This is a genomic window from Pseudomonas sp. JR33AA, from assembly GCF_021378985.1.
GTDB lineage: Bacteria > Pseudomonadota > Gammaproteobacteria > Pseudomonadales > Pseudomonadaceae > Aquipseudomonas > Aquipseudomonas alloputida.
The window spans coordinates 1-18,210 of record NZ_JAJSAW010000016.1 but is presented as its reverse complement, the minus strand read 5'-3'; the positions used below and the strand labels follow the sequence as shown (position 1 = coordinate 18,210).

The 18,210-nt window shown below is 62.8% G+C and carries 17 protein-coding genes and 1 tRNA gene; 11 read left to right on the top strand and 7 right to left on the bottom strand.

Annotated features, from left to right (window positions below; genetic code table 11):
* Position 1: 1 nt before the first annotated feature.
* From lolB to LVS58_RS20665, 8 genes are all read left to right on the top strand, one after another.
* On the top strand, positions 2–619 hold the full coding sequence (lolB, locus tag LVS58_RS20700; RefSeq protein WP_010951969.1) for a lipoprotein insertase outer membrane protein LolB: 618 nt from the start codon (positions 2–4) through the stop codon (positions 617–619).
* 4 nt (positions 620–623) lie between these two features.
* Positions 624–1,484 (top strand): 4-(cytidine 5'-diphospho)-2-C-methyl-D-erythritol kinase, encoded by an 861-nt coding sequence (ispE, locus tag LVS58_RS20695; RefSeq protein ID WP_233692606.1) that lies wholly within the window; start codon positions 624–626, stop codon positions 1,482–1,484.
* A 20-nt stretch (positions 1,485–1,504) separates the two neighbouring features.
* Positions 1,505–1,579: transfer RNA gene (locus LVS58_RS20690), tRNA-Gln, on the top strand.
* A 48-nt stretch (positions 1,580–1,627) separates the two neighbouring features.
* Entirely contained in the window at positions 1,628–2,569 is a 942-nt protein-coding gene (locus LVS58_RS20685; RefSeq protein ID WP_003247410.1) for a ribose-phosphate pyrophosphokinase, read from the top strand.
* 118 nt (positions 2,570–2,687) lie between these two features.
* Positions 2,688–3,281 (top strand): 50S ribosomal protein L25/general stress protein Ctc, encoded by a 594-nt coding sequence (locus tag LVS58_RS20680; RefSeq protein WP_233692605.1) that lies wholly within the window; start codon positions 2,688–2,690, stop codon positions 3,279–3,281.
* A 79-nt stretch (positions 3,282–3,360) separates the two neighbouring features.
* Positions 3,361–3,945, top strand: coding sequence for an aminoacyl-tRNA hydrolase (gene pth, locus LVS58_RS20675; protein ID WP_003247413.1), 585 nt, complete (start codon positions 3,361–3,363; stop codon positions 3,943–3,945).
* 24 nt (positions 3,946–3,969) lie between these two features.
* Complete coding sequence (gene ychF, locus LVS58_RS20670; protein WP_003247414.1) at positions 3,970–5,070, top strand: redox-regulated ATPase YchF; 1,101 nt, start codon at positions 3,970–3,972, stop codon at positions 5,068–5,070.
* A 176-nt stretch (positions 5,071–5,246) separates the two neighbouring features.
* Entirely contained in the window at positions 5,247–6,959 is a 1,713-nt protein-coding gene (locus LVS58_RS20665) for a SulP family inorganic anion transporter (RefSeq protein ID WP_233692604.1), read from the top strand.
* Positions 6,960–6,978: 19 nt separating this feature from the next.
* Here LVS58_RS20665 and LVS58_RS20660 read toward each other — a convergent pair whose 3' ends face one another.
* From LVS58_RS20660 to ycaC, 7 genes are all read right to left on the bottom strand, one after another.
* Positions 6,979–8,001 carry a DUF2955 domain-containing protein gene (locus LVS58_RS20660; protein ID WP_233692603.1) on the bottom strand — a complete coding sequence of 341 codons (1,023 nt, stop codon included), beginning with the start codon at positions 7,999–8,001 and terminating at the stop codon, positions 6,979–6,981.
* Positions 7,991–9,088 carry an HlyD family secretion protein gene (locus tag LVS58_RS20655; protein ID WP_233692602.1) on the bottom strand — a complete coding sequence of 366 codons (1,098 nt, stop codon included), beginning with the start codon at positions 9,086–9,088 and terminating at the stop codon, positions 7,991–7,993. Before LVS58_RS20655 ends, LVS58_RS20660 begins: the two co-directional genes overlap by 11 nt.
* On the bottom strand, positions 9,085–10,599 hold the full coding sequence (locus LVS58_RS20650) for an efflux transporter outer membrane subunit (RefSeq protein WP_233692601.1): 1,515 nt from the start codon (positions 10,597–10,599) through the stop codon (positions 9,085–9,087). Before LVS58_RS20650 ends, LVS58_RS20655 begins: the two co-directional genes overlap by 4 nt.
* Before the next feature lie 3 nt (positions 10,600–10,602).
* A complete protein-coding gene (locus tag LVS58_RS20645; RefSeq protein WP_233692600.1) occupies positions 10,603–11,700 on the bottom strand; it encodes an AI-2E family transporter in 1,098 nt (365 codons plus the stop codon).
* 40 nt (positions 11,701–11,740) lie between these two features.
* Positions 11,741–12,937, bottom strand: coding sequence for a monovalent cation:proton antiporter-2 (CPA2) family protein (locus LVS58_RS20640; protein ID WP_233692599.1), 1,197 nt, complete (start codon positions 12,935–12,937; stop codon positions 11,741–11,743).
* 36 nt (positions 12,938–12,973) lie between these two features.
* Positions 12,974–13,789 (bottom strand): polyphosphate kinase 2, encoded by an 816-nt coding sequence (gene ppk2 / locus LVS58_RS20635; RefSeq protein ID WP_233692598.1) that lies wholly within the window; start codon positions 13,787–13,789, stop codon positions 12,974–12,976.
* Between the two features lie 106 nt (positions 13,790–13,895).
* On the bottom strand, positions 13,896–14,516 hold the full coding sequence (ycaC, locus tag LVS58_RS20630) for an isochorismate family cysteine hydrolase YcaC (protein WP_010951959.1): 621 nt from the start codon (positions 14,514–14,516) through the stop codon (positions 13,896–13,898).
* Positions 14,517–14,727: 211 nt separating this feature from the next.
* Here ycaC and LVS58_RS20625 point away from each other — a divergent pair, with 211 nt between their 5' ends.
* From LVS58_RS20625 to LVS58_RS20615, 3 genes are all read left to right on the top strand, one after another.
* Positions 14,728–15,117, top strand: coding sequence for a YybH family protein (locus LVS58_RS20625; RefSeq protein ID WP_233692597.1), 390 nt, complete (start codon positions 14,728–14,730; stop codon positions 15,115–15,117).
* Positions 15,118–15,209: 92 nt separating this feature from the next.
* Positions 15,210–16,709, top strand: coding sequence for a purine-cytosine permease family protein (locus tag LVS58_RS20620; RefSeq protein ID WP_233692667.1), 1,500 nt, complete (start codon positions 15,210–15,212; stop codon positions 16,707–16,709).
* 13 nt (positions 16,710–16,722) lie between these two features.
* Positions 16,723–18,153: an aldehyde dehydrogenase family protein gene (locus LVS58_RS20615; RefSeq protein ID WP_233692596.1), complete on the top strand. Its 1,431-nt coding sequence runs from the start codon at positions 16,723–16,725 to the stop codon at positions 18,151–18,153.
* The last annotated feature ends 57 nt before the right edge of the window (positions 18,154–18,210 follow it).

Below are 18,210 nucleotides of genomic sequence, written 5' to 3'. Positions count from 1 at the left end.
CATGTTCCTGCGCCATTGCATCACCTTCACCCTGATCGCCCTGCTGGCCGGCTGCGCCGGCTTCGGTAGCCGCGAGGCCCTGCAGGGCCACGGCGACCCGCAGCAGTGGCGCGCCCACAAAGCGCAGCTGAGCAGCCTCGATGGCTGGCAGATCAACGGCAAGGTCGGCATCCGCGCCCCGCGCGATTCCGGCAGCGGTACGCTGTTCTGGCTACAACGCCAGGACTATTACGACATTCGCCTGGCCGGCCCGCTGGGCCGTGGCGCCGCACGCCTTACCGGCCGCCCGGGTGGCGTGGTGCTGGAAGTGGCCAACCAGGGCCGCTACGAAGCCACCAGCCCGGAAGCCCTGCTGGAAGAGCAACTGGGCTGGCAACTGCCGGTTTCGCACCTGGTCTGGTGGGTGCGCGGCCTGCCCGCCCCCGACAGCAAGAGCAAGCTGACCCTGGATGGCGACAGCCGCCTGGCCAGCCTCGACCAGGATGGCTGGCAGGTGCAGTACCTGAGCTACACCGAACAGAACGGCTACTGGTTGCCCGAGCGCCTGAAACTGCACGGCAAGGACCTGGACGTGACCCTGGTGGTCAAGGACTGGCAGCCGCGCCAGCTGGGGCATTGATCGCATGCAAAAGCTCACCCTGCCCGCCCCGGCCAAGCTCAACCTGTGGCTGCACATCATCGGCCGCCGCGCAGACGGCTACCACGAACTGGAAACGGTGTTTCAGTTTCTCGACCATGGCGACGAGCTGAGTTTCGCCCTGCGTGACGATGGCGTGATCCGCTTGCACACCGAAATCGAGGCCGTCCCCCACGACAGCAACCTGATCGTACGGGCCGCGCGCATGCTGCAAGCCCAATCGGGCACCAGGCTTGGCGCCGATATCTGGCTGACCAAGGTACTGCCCATGGGCGGCGGTATCGGCGGCGGCAGCTCGGACGCCGCGACCACCCTGCTGGCGCTGGCCCACCTGTGGCAACTGGACTGGGACGAAGACCGCCTGGCCGCGCTGGGCCTGAGCCTGGGCGCCGATGTGCCGGTGTTCGTGCGCGGTCACGCAGCGTTCGCGCAAGGTGTAGGCGAACAACTGACCCCGGTCGACCCGATCGAACCCTGGTATGTCGTGCTGGTGCCGCAAGTGTCTGTCAGCACAGTAGAAATTTTTTCACATCCACAGTTGACACGTGATTCTCTCCCCCTTAAGATGCGCCCCGTTCCCGAGGGAAACAGTCGAAATGACTGCCAACCGGTGGTAGAGCAGAATTACCCAGAAGTTCGCAATGCGTTGAATTCACTGGGAAAATTCACTGAGGCTCGACTAACCGGCACTGGAAGTTGTGTGTTTGGGGCCTTCCCAAGCAAAGCCGAAGCTGATAAAGTTCTGGCCCTTCTTTCAGCGACCCAAACAGGGTTTGTGGCGAAAGGAAGCAATATTTCGATGTTGCATCGCAAGCTGCAAAGTCTGGTCAAGAAGCCGAGCGCATGAGCGTTCGCAGCAACAGATACAGGGGCGTCGCCAAGCGGTAAGGCAGCAGGTTTTGATCCTGCCATGCGTTGGTTCGAATCCAGCCGCCCCTGCCATTTTCCTTATACTCATCCAGGTATACCCTCAGCCTTCAGGTACTGCGCGTGTCCAAGATGATGGTCTTTACGGGGAACGCTAACCCCGATCTGGCTCGGCGTGTCGTACGTCAGCTGCATATCCCTCTCGGTGACGTCTCTGTCGGTAAATTCTCCGACGGTGAGATCAGTACTGAGATCAATGAAAATGTTCGCGGTAAAGACGTTTTCATTATTCAGCCGACCTGCGCCCCGACCAACGATAACCTGATGGAACTGGTAGTGATGGCCGACGCCTTCCGCCGCTCCTCAGCATCCCGAATCACCGCCGTGATTCCCTACTTCGGATATGCCCGCCAGGACCGCCGTCCGCGTTCGGCACGTGTAGCCATCAGCGCCAAAGTCGTTGCTGACATGCTCACTGTCGTAGGTATCGACCGTGTACTCACCGTCGACCTGCACGCTGACCAGATCCAAGGCTTCTTCGATATCCCCGTCGACAACATCTACGGCTCGCCCGTACTGGTTGACGACATCGAAGACCAGCGTTTCGAGAACCTGATGATCGTCTCCCCGGACATCGGTGGTGTCGTGCGCGCACGCGCTGTCGCCAAGTCCCTGGGCGTCGATCTGGGTATCATCGACAAACGCCGCGAAAAGGCTAACCACTCCGAGGTTATGCACATCATCGGCGACGTCGAAGGGCGCACCTGCATCCTGGTAGACGACATGGTCGACACCGCCGGCACCCTGTGCCACGCGGCCAAAGCCCTGAAAGAGCACGGCGCTGCCAAGGTTTACGCCTACTGCACGCACCCTGTCCTGTCGGGCCGCGCCATAGAGAACATCGAGAAGTCGGTACTGGACGAGCTGGTGGTGACCAACACCGTTCCGCTGTCCGCCGCTGCTCAAGCCTGTGATCGTATCCGCCAGCTGGATATCGCACCGGTTGTGGCTGAAGCGGTACGCCGCATCAGCAACGAAGAATCGATCAGCGCGATGTTCCGCTAAGCGGGACACGTGTTGATGTGAAGCGCCCCGCCCCAACCTGTGTTGGGGCGGGGCTTTTTTGCCATCCCCGTTGGCGCTGGTCGCAAACGCCCTCGGGGGGCTACTTTGGAGAAACAAAATGACTGATTTTATTCTGAACGCCCAAGCGCGTACTGACCTGGGGAAAGGTGCGAGCCGCCGCCTGCGTCATTCGCTGAGCATCCCAGCCGTTGTCTACGGTGGTGATAAAGAAGCTCAATCCCTGACCATCCTGGCCAAGGAAATCACCAAGCTGTTCGAAAACGAAGCGGCCTTCAGCCACGTTATCGAACTGAACGTTGACGGTGTTAAGCAGAACGTCATCATCAAGGCCATGCAGCGCCACCCAGCCAAGCAGTTCATCATGCACGCCGACTTCGTTCGCGTCGTTGCTGGCCAGAAACTGACCGCCAAGGTTCCGGTTCACTTCATCAACGAAGAAGCCCCGGTCAAGAAAGGCGGCGAGATCTCCCACGTTGAATCCGAGATCGAAGTTTCCTGCGAAGCCAAGGACCTGCCTGAGTTCATCGAAGTTGACCTGGCCAACGCCGAAATCGGCACCATCATCCACCTGTCGGACCTGAAAGCTCCGAAAGGCGTAGAGTTCGTCGCTCTGGCCCACGGTGATGACAAAGCTGTTGCCAACGTTCACGCTCCACGCGTTGCTCCAGAAGCAGAAGGCGCTGCCGAGTAATCCACTCGCACGCCGGCGTTGATCGGGTTACAGTGCCGCGCGCACTGTAACCCACCAACTCCAAGGAAGAGCCCCTGACGTGACCGCCATCCAGTTGATCGTTGGCCTGGGTAACCCCGGCCCCGAATACGAACAGACCCGGCATAACGCAGGGGCTCTTTTCGTTGAACGCCTTGCCAGCGCCCAGCGTGTTTCGCTGACCGCTGACAAAAAGTATTTCGGCCTGACGGCTAAATTCAGCCATCAGGGCAACGACGTTCGTTTGTTGATCCCCACCACCTACATGAACCGCAGCGGCCAGTCCGTAGCGGCCTTGGCCAATTTCTTCCGCATCAAGCCGGAAGCGATACTGGTGGCACACGACGAACTCGATCTGCCCCCGGGCGTTGCCAAGCTCAAGCGCGGCGGCGGCCATGGTGGGCACAACGGCCTGCGCGACATCATCGCGCAGCTCGGCAACCAGAACGACTTCCACCGCCTGCGGCTTGGCATCGGCCACCCGGGTGACGCCAAACTGGTATCCAACTTCGTCCTGGGCCGCGCGCCGCGCGCCGAGCAGGAGAAGCTCGACGCCAGCATCGATTTTGCCCTCGGCGTGCTGCCGGACGTGCTTGCCGGCGATTTCGCCAAGGCGATGCGCGAGCTGCACAGCCAGAAGGCCTGATTTCCTTTAGAGAGGGGAATACCCATGGGTTTCAATTGCGGCATCGTCGGCCTGCCCAACGTCGGCAAGTCCACCCTGTTCAACGCCCTGACCAAGTCTGGCATCGCGGCGGAGAATTTCCCTTTCTGCACCATCGAGCCGAACAGCGGCATTGTGCCTATGCCCGACGCTCGCCTGGCTGCGCTGGCTGAAATCGTCAAGCCAAACCGCATCCTGCCGACCACCATGGAGTTCGTCGACATCGCCGGCCTGGTTGCCGGTGCCTCGAAAGGCGAAGGCCTGGGCAACAAGTTCCTCGCCAACATCCGCGAGACCGACGCCATTGCCCACGTGGTGCGCTGCTTCGAAGACGAGAACGTGATCCACGTTTCCAACAGCGTCGACCCCAAGCGTGACATCGAGATCATCGACCTCGAACTGATCTTCGCCGACCTCGACAGCTGCGAAAAGCAACTGCAGAAGGTAGCCCGCAACGCCAAGGGCGGCGACAAGGATGCCTTGGCGCAAAAGGCCATTCTGGAAAAGCTGATCCCGCACTTCACCGAAGGCAAGCCTGCGCGCAGCCTGATGAAGCACATGGCTGACGACGAAAAGGCCGTCATCCGTGGCTTCCACTTGCTGACCAGCAAACCGGTGATGTACATCGCCAACGTGGCCGAAGACGGCTTCGACAACAACCCGCACCTGGACGTGGTCAAGGCCATTGCCGAGGAAGAAGGCGCGGTAGTGGTGCCGGTGTGCAACAAGATCGAAGCAGAGATCGCCGAGCTGGAAGACGGTGAAGAGAAGGACATGTTCCTCGAGGCCCTGGGCCTGGAAGAGCCTGGCCTGAACCGCGTGATCCGCGCCGGTTACGAGCTGCTGAACCTGCAGACCTACTTCACTGCCGGCGTGCAGGAAGTACGCGCCTGGACCGTTCGCGTCGGCGCCACTGCCCCGCAGGCAGCCGGTGTTATCCACACCGACTTCGAAAAAGGCTTCATCCGCGCTGAAGTGGTGGCCTATGACGACTTCATCCAGTTCAAGGGTGAAGCCGGTGCCAAGGAAGCCGGTAAGTGGCGTCTGGAAGGCAAGGATTACATCGTCAAAGACGGCGACGTGATGCACTTCCGCTTCAACGTCTAAACGTTAGCCTGCAGCACACACAAACCCCTTGAGGCCTGCGCTTCAAGGGGTTTTGTTTTGCCCAGACAGGCGCGCCCTGTGCATGGGCGCCCTTGTGTCGCAATGGGCCACAAAGCGGCACCCGATCCCAGCATCTAAGCTGAGGTTCAGCGCCCTTCTCGCCCAGAGCCGACACCATGCCCCCACCCACTCGTTTCGACTGGCAACGCTGGTTACCCGGCCTGGTCACCCTGCTCCACTACAAGGCGGCCTGGCTACCCAAGGACATCGGCGCCGGCCTGGTACTCACCACCCTGCTGGTGCCTGTGGGCATCGCCTACGCCGAGGCTTCCGGCGTCCCTGGCATCTATGGCCTGTACGCCACCATCATCCCCCTGCTGGCCTATGCCCTGTTCGGTCCCAGCCGCATCCTGGTGCTGGGGCCGGACTCGGCGTTGGCCGCGCCTATCCTGGCTGTGGTGGTGCAATACGCGGCCAGCGACCCGCAGCGGGCGATCGCCATCGCCAGCATGATGGCGCTGGTCGCCGGGGCGTTCTGTGTGATTGCCGGGCTGCTGCGCCTGGGCTTTATCACCGAGTTGCTGTCCAAGCCCATCCGCTATGGATACATGAACGGCATCGCCCTGACCGTACTGATCAGCCAGTTGCCCAAGCTGTTCGGCATCAAGGTCGACAGCGAAGGGCCCTTGCGCGACCTTTGGCACTTGGGCCAGGCGCTATATTCCGGCCAAGGGCACTGGCCAAGCTTTGTCGTAGGTGCCGGTAGCCTGGCGCTGATCCTGCTGCTCAAACCGTTCAAGCGCCTGCCGGGCATCCTGATCGCCGTGGTTTTGGCGACGCTGGCCGTGAGCGTGTTCAACCTCGATCAGATGGGCGTCAAGGTACTCGGGCAATTGCCCCAGGGCCTGCCCGGCTTCGTCTTCCCCTGGGTCAGCGACATTGACCTGGTCGAGGTGCTACTGGGCGGGATTGCAGTGGCGCTGGTGTCGTTCGCCGACACCAGTGTGCTGTCGCGCTCCTATGCCGCACGCCTCAAGATGCGGGTAAACCCCAACCAGGAAATGTTCGGCCTGGGCGTGGCCAACCTGGCCTCGGGGATGTTCCAGGGCATCCCGATCAGCAGCAGTTCGTCACGCACCCCAGTGGCCGAAGCTGCCGGCTCGCAGACCCAGCTCACCGGCATCATCGGCGCCCTGGCGGTGACCCTGTTGCTGCTGGTAGCGCCCAATCTGATGCAGAACCTGCCCAACAGCGCTTTGGCTGCGGTAGTGATTGCCGCTGCACTGGGGCTGTTCGAATTTGCCGAGCTCAAGCGTATCTTCCGTATGCAGCAGTGGGAGTTCTGGCTGTCGTTCACCTGCTTTGTCGGCGTGGCAGTGTTCGGCGCCATTCCCGGTATCTGCGTTGCCGTGGCGGTGTCGGTGATCGAGTTCCTGTGGGACGGCTGGCGGCCGCACTACGCGGTGCTCGGCCGTGCCGATGGGCTGCGCGGTTACCATGACATGCAGCGTTATCCACAGGCCCGGCGTATTCCAGGGCTGGTGCTGCTGCGCTGGGACGCGCCGTTGTTCTTTGCCAACGCCGAGCAGTTCCAGAACACAGTGATGGCGGCGGTGGACGCGTCGCCAACGCCGGTACAGCGGGTGGTGATTGCCGCTGAGCCGGTGACCAGCATCGATATCACGTCGGCGGACATGCTGGCCGAGCTGGACCGGGCACTGGAGGCGCGAGGAATAGAGTTGCAGTTCGCCGAAATGAAGGACCCGGTGAAGGACAAAATGCGGCAGTTCGAGTTGTTCGAGCATATGGGGGAGAAAGCCTTTCATCCGACGGTGGGCGCAGCAGTGGATGCCTATCTGGAAGAGAGCGGGGTTGATTGGCAGGCCTGAATGGCCTGGGGGAGCGGGCTTAACCGCGAATAAGCCCGCGCCGACTCCGAACCCGGTCAATCCAGATCAACATGGCGCTGGCATACACCGACACTGCCAGAAACAGCGCCATACGCACCGCAAACGCCTTGTACACATCCTGCCCACCCGCACTGTCCTGCACCGACTGCCCCAGCAGGATCAGCATGGTCGTCAGGCAACTGACCCAGTACGCCGGGCTCTGCCGGCTCACTACCGCCTGGTACAGGCGCCGTGCCTGCCAGAGGGCGAACAGCAGTACCCACAAAAAGAACATCCACAGGTGAACGAACAGGCTCAGCGCTGCCCACAGCACTATCGCCAACACACCGGCAAGCAAGGTTGAACCGATCAGCTCCCGGCTGGCGTGCCGCGCGCGGGTTTCACCTGCTTGTTGTCCCACGCTCACGGCCTTCATGATCAATGGCATGTACTGGTCAGGGGCGATCAATGCCAGCAGAAAGGCCGGCATCACGATCAGCGTGGCACGTAGCGCCACCCAGCTGACATGCTCGCTGCCCAGCAGCGGCGGCCCCGGCTGTGCTGGCGCATTGGCAGGTTCGGGGAACAACCTGTGCGCCACTGAAGTGCCCAGCACTGCCAACAGCATGCCTTTGGCCAGCGCTTCGACCACCGACAGTGCCAGGGTGAAGTCACTGGTGCCGGCAGCGGCGATCATGGTCAGGCCGATCACCAGCAGGTTGGCCAGCAGGCCGTTGCCGCCCTTCAGTGCATAGCGCAAGGTCAGGAAAACACCCACCCCGACCAGTAACACCCCGGCCAACGGCGCATGGCGCAACAGCGGAATCAGCAGCAACCCGCTGCCGCAAGCGAGCAGCACCAGGAGCGCCAGGGCCGGTGCCGCACGCAGGGGCAATGGCTGACTGCGCATGGCCAGCAACAGCACCGCAAACACCGGCGCCAGGATCGGCACCGGCAAGCCGATACCAAAGCTCACCGCCAGGCACAGCGACACGCCCCAGGCCAGGCGCAGCGCCCGCAGGCGGCGCAATTCAATAGGCATACGACAGCCAGCTCATCAGCCACATGAACAACCGGCCCAGCAGGTTCAGTGGGTTGCCTTCGCTGGGCAGGGCCATGACCTCGGCCTGACCACCGACTCGCAGCACGGTCTTGTCCTGAAGCTGGTCGCGCTCCAGCTCGACAATCACCGGGAAGCGCTGCGCCGAACGCAGCCACTCGCGGCTGTTCTGCACGGTCGGCAGCGCTCCCGGCGGCGTACTCTGGCCCACGCTCACGCCATAGCCAATGCTGCGTATTCGCCCTTGCAACACGGTGCCCGGCAACGCATCGAGCACCACCAGCACCGGGCTGTCAGGGCGCAAGCGACCGAGGTTGTTCTCAGTCATGTCGGCACTTATCCACACATCATGGATACTGATCAGGGTCATCATCGGGCTGCCCGCCCCGACATAGTGGCCAACGTCTGTGCGCAGGTCGGTGATCAACCCGTTGGCGTCGGCACGCACCACGGTACGGGCAAGGTCCAGGCGGGCCTTTTCCACATTGGCCGCAGCACTGCGCAGCTGGGCGTTGTCTTCCTGTGCCCCGCCCTGCTGCTCACGGGCGCGCTCCACCTCTGCGCGGGCTGCCGCCACTTGGCTGATGGCCTGGTCGCGGGTGGCCTGGGCGCCCTCCAGGCGGCGCACCGACACCGTTCCGGGGTCTTCGTCAATCAGCCGTTTGAGGCGCTCGGCGTCCTGCCGCGCCTTGCGTTCGTTGGCCTGAGCGGCCACCAGCGCTGCCTGCGCCGAATCGATGCCGGCGGTACTGGCGCCGATCTGCCGGCGCACGGTATCGAGGTCGGCTTCGGCACGGGCCAAGGCAATGCGGTACTGTGCCTGATCGAGTTCGAACAGCACATCGCCCTGGCGCACCTCCTGGTTGTTGCCTACTGCCACACGCTTGATCTGCCCCGCCACTTCGGCGGCCACCGGGACCACGTAAGCCTGCAGCCGGGCTTGCTGGGTGTATGGCGTAAAGCGGTCAGCCAGCAAGTACCAGAGCAGGCTGACGGCAATCAGCAGCAGCACCCAGCGCATGCCGCGATCCGGGGCTGACGGGGGCGGCGTTGGCGTGGCATCGCTCATTCGGTTTCACCTTGTGCATGCGCGGTGGGGGCTGGCTCGTCAAGCAACTCGCCCCAGTCGGTGCGTTGCTGCATCTGCTGGCGGGTGGCCGGGTCGACCGGCGCGCGGCTGGCGTCCCAACCACCACCCAGGGCCTTGTACAAAGTCACCAGGCTGCTGACCGCGTTGCCACGGCTGACCAGGTAACCGTCCTGTTGCTGCAACAGCAGTTGCTGAGCATCGAGCACCCGTTGAAAATCGGCGAAGCCTTCGCGGTATTGCGAACTGGCCAGATTCAGCGAGCGCTGCGCAGCCTGAGAGGCCTGCTCGCGAATGGTTGCACTCTGCAGCGAGCGCACCAGCCCGCTGGCAGCGTCGTCGGCCTCACGGGCGGCTTCGCGCACGCCCTGCTGGTACAACTCGATCAGTTGCTGCAAGCGGGCATCCTCCACGCGTACGGCGTTCTTGCGCCGGCCATAGTCGAACGGGCTCCAGATCAGGCTTGGGCCAGCTGCCAGGTCGAAGGTGTCGGGCAGATGATTGGCCGATAAAAAGGACCAGCCGATGCTGCCGAGCAAGCTCAGCTGTGGATAAAGATCGGCCTCGGCCACACCGACCAGCGCCGACTGCGCCGCCACTGCCTGCTCGGCGGCGCGGATGTCCGGGCGGCGCTGCAGCAGGCCGGCAGGTACATCCTGCAACACTGCCCGGTCTGGCAAGGGCAGTTGGCCATGGCCGGCCGCCAGCTGCGGCAGCGGCCCGGGCGGGCGGCCGAGCAGCGAGCACAGCACATTGCGCAGGGCATTGAGCTGGTTCTCGAACTCGGGGATGGTGGCCAGGGTCGCCAGGTATTGAGTACGCGCCTGCTGCCAGTCGAGCTCGTCATTTTCGCCGTGGCGGAACAACCGCTCGGTAATCTCCAGGCTACGCGCCTGGCGTTTGGCGTTCTCTTGCGCGATAGCCAACCGCGCCTCAGCAGTGCGCAGGGCAAAGTAGGTGTCGGCCACCTGCGCACGCAGCAGCAGCATGGCATCGGCGTAGTTGGCCTGGGAGGCGAAATAGACGGCATCGGCGCTTTCGATGGCGCGACTGAAGCGGCCCCAGAAGTCAATTTCCCAGCCGATGTCGAAGCCAACGCTGGATTGCCAGAACACCGAATCACGGGCAGAGGGCGTACCGGACTGATCCTGCTTCAGGTACAGGCTCTGCGCACTCAGTTGCTGCAGCTGTGGATAACGCCCGGTTTGCACGATGGCCAACTGGGCACGGGCTTCAGCGATACGCAGGCCAGCCACGCGCAGGTTGGTGTTGTTGGCATCGGCCTCAGCTATCAGCGTATCCAGCGTCGGGTCGGCAAACACCGCCCACCACTGCCGCAGGTCGGGCGCCGCCGCGCTGCGCCCGGCCTGCTCCAGCGTTGACGTGCTCCAGCCGTCCAGCCACGGTGCTTGGGGCTTTTCATAATCCGGGCCGACCTGGGTGCAACCGGCCAGCACCATCAGCAGCCCCAGGCCATAGCAGCGGTTGGGCATGGCTCAGGCGGCAGGTGGTGCCAGTTGCTCCGGCACCTGCAGCGCAACCCATTGCCAGAACAGCACGTAGGTCACGCCAAGGATGACCGGGCCGATGAACAAGCCGATGATGCCTTTGACCACCATGCCACCCAACGCACCGATCAGTACCACCGGCATCGGTACATCGACCCCGCGCCCCAGCAGCAGCGGCTTGAGCACGTTGTCGGCAAGGCCGGCGACGAAGGTGTAGATGGCAAAAATGATGGTCGCCACCGTGAAGCCTTCGGCGTTGAACACATAAATGATCACCGGCAAGGTCACCAGCGTCGCCGGGGCCTGTGCAATGCCCAGCATGAGGATGACGATGGCCAGCATCCCGGCACCGGGAACCCCTTTGACGACAAAGCCGACACCGATCAGCAACATCTGGATGAAGGCAATGCCGATCACCCCTTGCGCCACCGCGCGAATGGTGGCGGTACACAGCTTGGCCAAGGGTTTACCGCGTTCTTCGCCTGACACCCGCAGGGCGATACGCTGGGCGGCGATTTCACCGCGATCACCGAAGGCCATGATGACCCCGCAAATGATGACCGCCCCGATGAACAGCAGGAAGGCTCCGCCAGCGCTGGCCGCGGCGCCTAACGCCGTGCGCCCGGCGCTCTTGATCTGGGGCATCCACTGGTTCAGCACACTGGCCATGTTCTCGGAAGCCGCCAACCATAGCGCATGTACCTTCGGCCCGATCAGTGGCCAGGCCGCCACGGAGTCAGGGGGTGCCGGCACGCTCCAGGCCCCGCTCTTGAGCAACGTTACCAGGCTGTCTACCGATTCGCCGATGGACATTACCACCAGGTAAATCGGCACCAGCAGCACCACCAGTATCAACAGCACCACCAGCGTCGCCGCATAACCTTGCTTGAGCCCGGTGCGGCGCTGGATGCGGCAATGCAACGGGTACAGGGTGACCGCCAGAATCACCGCCCACAGCATCAACTCCAGGAACGGCTGGAACACCTGAAAGGCGAAGCTCACCAAGACTGCCACCAGCCCTGCCTTGATAAGCACATCGAGCAGGCCCCGCGACAGGGCGCTATCCAGCTTGATACCCGGCTGCATGCTTCACCTCCGAACATTCAATACGCCAACAAGGCGCAGTTCACTGATCCGTCTCAGAGCTTGCCTGCGTAAGGCTGTCGTCTCGCAGTTGCCGCGCCAAGGCCATCATTACCAGGGGTACCACCGCCATAGATAACGTGATGGCCAGCACCAACAGGTCGTGAACCTGCTGGGTGAGTACCTGGTGTTCCAGCGCCAGCTTGAACACCACGAAGGCAAACTCGCCCCCCGAAGCCAGCACCACACCCAGGCATAGCGCCTGGGCATGGCTGAGCCCACCGACCGTATGCCCCAGGCCCCACAGCAAGGGCAGCTTGATGGCGACCAGCAGCAACGTCAGGCCCAACACCACCAGCGGCATGCCGAACAGCAGGCGCAGATCGGCACTCATACCCACGCCCACGAAGAACAATCCGAGCAGCAGGCCTTTGATCGGCTCGATCTGGGTTTCCAGTTCGTGGCGAAACGGCGATTCGGCCATCAGCACACCGGCCAGAAACGCCCCCAGTGCCATCGACACCCCCACATGCTCCATCAACCAAGCGGTGCCCAGCACGACCAGCAAGGCGGTGGCGGTCGACAGTTCAGGCAGGCCCGAACCCACCGTCCACTTGAATATCGGGGTCAGCAGATAACGGCCAAAAACAATCAGCACACCAATGCCGACAACCACAGCCAGCAAAGGCCAGGCACCTTCGTCAGCAGTGCTGACATTGCCACCGAGCAGCGGCACCACGGCAATCAAGGGAATGGCGGCAATGTCCTGGAACAGCAGGATGGCCACGGCCAGGCGGCCATGAGGTTTGCCAAGGTCCTTGCGCTCGGCCAGTACCTGCAAGCCAAAGGCGGTGGACGACAGCGCCAAGCCTAGGCCCAGCACGATGGCGGCAGGTTTCGATTGGTCGAACAGCCAGAATGCCAGTAGCCCAAGCAGCACAGCGGTCAGCCCCACTTGCAAACTACCGACGCCAAATAGCGCACGGCGCATGCTCCACAAGCGCCTTGGGGACAACTCCAGGCCAATCACGAACAACAGCATGACCACGCCCATTTCCGACAGCCGCGCCACGTTGTCCGGGTTGCCGAGCAGGCCAAACACCGACGGACCAATCAGGATACCCGCCAACAGGTATCCCGGTACTGCGCCCATTTTCAGACGCTGCGCCAGCGGTACCAGAAGCACCACAGCCAAAAGGAATACCACCGTCGCCTGCAACAGGCTGCCGTCATGTGGCATGAACTCGTACCTTTGCAGCTCCCTGCAGGGAGGGGTTCAGAAGCGTTCTTCGACGAATTTGAACGGGTAGGCGACAGCCTTGTACTTGCCGATCTTGCCGCGTTTGGGCAGCTTCACCTGCTGGTCGCGGGTTATGTCCTTGTAGGGAATACGGCTGAGCAGATGGCTGATGATATTCAGCCGGGCGCGACGTTTGTCGTTGGAGTTGGCCATGAACCACGGCGCCCAAGCGGTATCCGACGCCTGGAACATGTCGTCACGCGCTTGGGTGTAGTCATCCCAGCGGGTATACGACTTGAGGTCCATCGGCGATAACTTCCACAGCTTGCGGCCGTCGTTGATGCGATCCTGCAGGCGCCGGGTCTGCTCATCGGCGCTGACTTCAAGCCAGTACTTGATGAGGATGATCCCCGAATCGACCATGACCCGTTCGAACACAGGTACACCGGTCAGAAACTTGTCCACTTGCTCGCCAGAGCAGAAACCCATTACCCGCTCAACGCCCGCACGGTTGTACCAACTGCGATCGAAGATCACCACTTCACCCGCCGCAGGCAGATGGCCCAGGTAGCGCTGCAGGTACATCTGGGTCTTTTCCCGCTCGGTCGGTGCGGGCAGCGCCACTACACGAAACACCCGCGGGCTGACACGCTCGGTAAGGGCCTTGATGGTGCCGCCCTTGCCGGCGCCATCGCGGCCCTCGAAGACAATGCATACCTTCAGGCCTTTGGCGACCACCCACTCCTGTAGCTTCACCAGCTCAACATGCAGGTTCTTCAGCGCTTTTTCGTAGGCCTTGCCGCCCAGCTTTTCTGGCTGTTTCTGGAGGGGCTTTCTGGACGGCTTCGACATGACGCACTCCTGAAGGCGAATGAAGAGTCAGTATGGTCGATTAATGCCAGTTTGCCGCTTCGCTTGCAGATTGATGTGGGGGCTGTCGTGCAGCCCCCGGGAGGCACTATTTGGCCAGCTTGTTGTAACTGGTCATCAGGTTGCGGTAGTCCGGAATATGGTTGGAAAACAGGGTCCCCAGCCCTTCGATGTCGTTGCGCCAGTCACGGTGCAGTTCGCAGGCCACGCCGAACCAGGTCATCAGCTGCGCCCCGGCAGCCTCCATGCGTCGCCAGGCCGAATCACGGGTCAGTTCGTTGAAGGTGCCAGAGGCGTCGGTGACGACGAATACCTCGAAGCCCTCCTCCAATGCCGACAAGGCCGGGAAAGCCACGCACACTTCAGTGACCACGCCAGCAATCAGCAGCTGTTTCTTGCCGGTGGCTTTTACCGCCTTGACGAAATCTTCGTTGTCCCAGGCGTTGATGTTGCCCGGGCGTGCAATGTAGGGGGCATCAGGGAACTGCTCTTTCAGCTCCGGCACCAGCGGGCCGTTGGGCCCCGTCTCGAAACTGGTGGTAAGGATGGTCGGCAGCTTGAAGTACTTGGCCAGGTCAGACAGGGCCAGGACGTTGTTCTTGAAGCGGTCGGGGTCGATGTCCCTTACCAGCGAGAGCAAGCCGGTCTGGTGGTCGACCAGCAGAACAGCTGCATTGTTCTTGTCCAGACGCTTGTATTGGAAGGCCACGGTGGATCTCCTTGCTTCAGCGGGTTGGGAGTATCAGCGTAGGCAAGGATGGAAGGTGGGAGAGACCGTCAGTCGGCTTGCCGGTACTGGCATGCCCCCCCATCACTTCACAGATTCCTGAACTGATTATTTGCAGCCAGCGATTTTTCCCCTCGCCAACCGCCACCAGAATCGCTTCACCACAATCACAAAAAACCGTGAGGCCACTCCCGTGGACCAGACACTCCAAGTGCGGCAAGCCGCCGCCGACCTTGTCGCGGCGTTCGCCAGCAACGACACCGCCCGCTATTTCGCCTGCTTCAGCGAAGACGCCACCTTTGTGTTCCACACCTTGCCGTATCCGCTGCTGTCGCGGCGCGCCTATGAAGAGCTCTGGGCCCAGTGGCAAGCCGAGGGCTTTACCGTGCTTGCCTGCGAATCGGGCAACGCCCATGTAAGCCTGCAAGGCGACGTGGCTGTTTTCATGCACGATGTGGCCACGCGTATCCGCATCGGCGGTCAAGAGCACCCGTTGAGCGAGCGCGAGACCATCGTCTTCCGCCGCCATGGTGACCAGTGGCTGGCCTGCCACGAGCGCCTGTCGGTCGTAACGCCGGCCTGATCATCCTTTACGCGGCGCTGCCGCCCTGCCATCGCACCCACAAGAAGGCCCGCGCACTGCGCTGGCTACAACAACCGCGCTGGAGCACCACCATGAGCCACTCGACCGGTATCGAGACCAACGGCGTCGAACAGATCCCCGCCGATCAACGCGACGCCTCCCCGCTGGACCTGTTCCGCCTGATCTTCGGCGGTGCCAACACCTTCGCTACCGCCGTACTGGGCAGCTTCCCGGTGCTTTTCGGGTTGTCATTCCAGGCGGGGGTGTGGGCGATTCTGCTCGGCGTTGGCATCGGCGCGCTGATCCTTGCCCCGATGGGGCTGTTCGGCGCGCTTAACGGCACCAACAACGCCGTTTCATCGGGTGCGCACTTTGGCGTACACGGGCGTATCGTCGGCTCGTTCCTGTCACTGCTCACGGCAGTGGCGTTTTTCTCGCTCTCGGTGTGGAGCTCGGGCGATGCCTTGGTCGGTGGTGCCAAGCGCCTGGCCGGCCTGCCAGAGACCGACCTGACCCTGGGCCTGGCCTACGGTTTGTTCGCGGTGCTGGTCCTGGTGGTATGCATCTTTGGCTTCCGCTTCATGCTGTGGGTCAACAAGATTGCCGTCTGGGCTTCGAGCCTGCTGTTCCTGCTGGGTATCGTCGCCTTTGCCGGGCCCTTCGATGCCGGCTTCGCAGGCAGCGTCAACCTTGGCCAGGCAGGCTTCTGGGCGGCGTTCGTCGGCGCGGCGATCCTGGCCATGAGCAACCCTGTGTCGTTTGGCGCCTTCCTGGGTGACTGGTCGCGCTACATCCCGCGCGAAACCCCCAAGGCCCGCATCATGCTGGCCGTGATCGCGGCACAGGGGGCGACGCTGATTCCGTTCCTGTTCGGCCTGTGTACGGCCACCCTGGTAGCCACCCAGGCGCCGGACTACATCGCCGCCAACAATTATGTGGGCGGCCTGCTGGCGGTAGCGCCAAGCTGGTTCTTCCTGCCGGTGTGCCTGATTGCGGTGATCGGCGGCATGTCTACCGGCACCACCGCGCTGTATGGCACCGGCCTGGACATGTCCAGCGTGTTCCCACGCTTGCTCAGCCGTGCCGGCGCCACCCTGCTGATCGGCGTGCTGGCGATCGGCTTCATCTTCATTGGCCGCTTCACCTTCAACCTGGTGCAGAGCGTATCGACCTTTGCCGTGCTGATCATTACCTGCACCAGCCCGTGGATGGTGATCATGATCCTCGGCCTGATTACCCGCCGCGGCTTCTACCATGCCGACGACCTGCAGGTATTCACCCGCGGCCAGCGTGGTGGCCACTACTGGTTCCTGCACGGCTGGAACTGGCGCGGCATGGGGGCATGGATCCCCAGCGCGGCAGTCGGCCTGTGCTTCGTCAACCTGCCGGGGCAGTTCGTCGGCCCTCTGGGTGACCTGGCTGGCGGCATCGACCTGAGCCTGCCGGTCACGCTGGGGCTGGCTGGCGTGCTGTACCTGCTATTGCTCAACCTGTTCCCTGAACCTGCTGGCGTGTATGGCCCCCTGGGCCCGCGATGGGTGCGCTGCAAAAGCACCGCGCATACGCCTGTGACCACTGCCGAAATGGCCTGACTGGAAACCGACCATGACCACTTCCCACTATATCGCCGGCCATTGGGTCGAAGGCCAAGGCAGCGACTGCATCAGCGTCAACGACCCTGCGCTGGGGCAACCGTTCGCCGAGCTGACGGCCGCCAGCGTGAGCCAGGTCGACCAGGCCGTAGCCGCTGCCCGCAGCGCCCTGCCCGCCTGGAAAAGCACCAGCGCCAGCGAACGTGCCGCCTTCCTGCGTGGTTTTGCCGAACAGCTCGGGCATCGCCGTGAAGCGCTGATCACCTTGCAGATGCGCAATAACGGCAAACCGCGTCACGAAGCGGAAATCGACCTGGATGACGCCATCGCCACCTTTTGCTATTACGCCGAGCTGGCCGAGCAACTGCCAGCGAAAAACCGCACCGTGCCGCTGGCTGCGCCGGGCTTCACCGCCCGCACCCGCCTTGAACCGGTGGGCGTGGTCGGCTTGATCGTGCCGTGGAACTTCCCGTTGGTGACCAGCGCCTGGAAACTTGCTCCGGCCCTGGCCGCCGGTTGCACCGTGGTGCTCAAGCCTTCAGAGGTCACCCCGCTGATCGAGCAGACCTACGGCAAGATCGCCGACGCCCTGGGCCTGCCCGCCGGGGTGCTGAACATCGTCAACGGCAAGGCCGAAACCGGCGCCGCACTGAGCAACCACAACGGCCTGGACAAGTTGTCCTTCACCGGTAGCAACAGTGTCGGCAGCCAGGTGATGCGCAGCGCTTCGGCGCAGTGCCGGCCGGTGACGCTGGAACTGGGCGGCAAGTCGGCCATCGTGGTGTTCGATGATTGCGATGTCGATCAGGCGGTGGAATGGATTGTTGCCGGCATCAGCTGGAACGCCGGCCAGATGTGTTCGGCCACATCGCGGCTGCTGGTGCAGGACGGCATTGCCGATGCACTGCTGCCGCGCTTGCAGGCGGCACTGGAAAACCTGCGGGTGGGTAATCCGTTGACCGAAGAGGTCGATATGGGCCCGCTGACCAGCCAGGCACAGTGGCTGAAGGTGGCCAGCTACTTTGCCACGGCGCGGGAAGAAGGTTTGCAGTGCCTGGCTGGCGGCCATGCACTGGACCGTGAAGGCTGGTTCGTCAGCCCGACGCTGTATACCGATGTGCCGAAAGACAGCCGCCTGTGGACCGAGGAAATCTTTGGCCCGGTGCTCTGCGCACGACGCTTTGCCACCGAGGAGCAGGCCATTGCCGAAGCCAATGACAGCCGCTTCGGGCTGGTGGCCACGGTGTGCTCCGCCGACCTGGAACGCGCCGAGCGCGTGGCTGATGCGCTGGAGGTTGGCCATGTGTGGATCAACTCGGTGCAGGCGGTGTTCGTCGAAACGTCATGGGGGGGCACCAAGGGCAGCGGGATCGGCCGTGAGCTGGGGCCTTGGGGGTTGTCAGCCTATCAGTCGGTCAAGCATGTAACCCGCTGTCTGGGCTGATAGCGCAAGGGGCCGCGTTATGGCACCGGCTCTGCCGGTGTTCGCGGGTGAACCCGC

Coding starts and splice junctions, on each gene's coding strand:
- LVS58_RS20640 (WP_233692599.1), bottom strand. CDS start 12,937: ATGCCACATGACGGCAGCCTGTTGCAGGCGACGGTGGTATTCCTTTTG.
- LVS58_RS20615 (WP_233692596.1), top strand. CDS start 16,723: ATGACCACTTCCCACTATATCGCCGGCCATTGGGTCGAAGGCCAAGGC.
- lolB (WP_010951969.1), top strand. CDS start 2: ATGTTCCTGCGCCATTGCATCACCTTCACCCTGATCGCCCTGCTGGCC.
- LVS58_RS20655 (WP_233692602.1), bottom strand. CDS start 9,088: ATGAGCGATGCCACGCCAACGCCGCCCCCGTCAGCCCCGGATCGCGGC.
- LVS58_RS20650 (WP_233692601.1), bottom strand. CDS start 10,599: ATGCCCAACCGCTGCTATGGCCTGGGGCTGCTGATGGTGCTGGCCGGT.
- ychF (WP_003247414.1), top strand. CDS start 3,970: ATGGGTTTCAATTGCGGCATCGTCGGCCTGCCCAACGTCGGCAAGTCC.
- LVS58_RS20620 (WP_233692667.1), top strand. CDS start 15,210: ATGAGCCACTCGACCGGTATCGAGACCAACGGCGTCGAACAGATCCCC.
- ppk2 (WP_233692598.1), bottom strand. CDS start 13,789: ATGTCGAAGCCGTCCAGAAAGCCCCTCCAGAAACAGCCAGAAAAGCTG.
- LVS58_RS20665 (WP_233692604.1), top strand. CDS start 5,247: ATGCCCCCACCCACTCGTTTCGACTGGCAACGCTGGTTACCCGGCCTG.
- LVS58_RS20645 (WP_233692600.1), bottom strand. CDS start 11,700: ATGCAGCCGGGTATCAAGCTGGATAGCGCCCTGTCGCGGGGCCTGCTC.
- ispE (WP_233692606.1), top strand. CDS start 624: ATGCAAAAGCTCACCCTGCCCGCCCCGGCCAAGCTCAACCTGTGGCTG.
- LVS58_RS20680 (WP_233692605.1), top strand. CDS start 2,688: ATGACTGATTTTATTCTGAACGCCCAAGCGCGTACTGACCTGGGGAAA.
- LVS58_RS20660 (WP_233692603.1), bottom strand. CDS start 8,001: ATGCCTATTGAATTGCGCCGCCTGCGGGCGCTGCGCCTGGCCTGGGGC.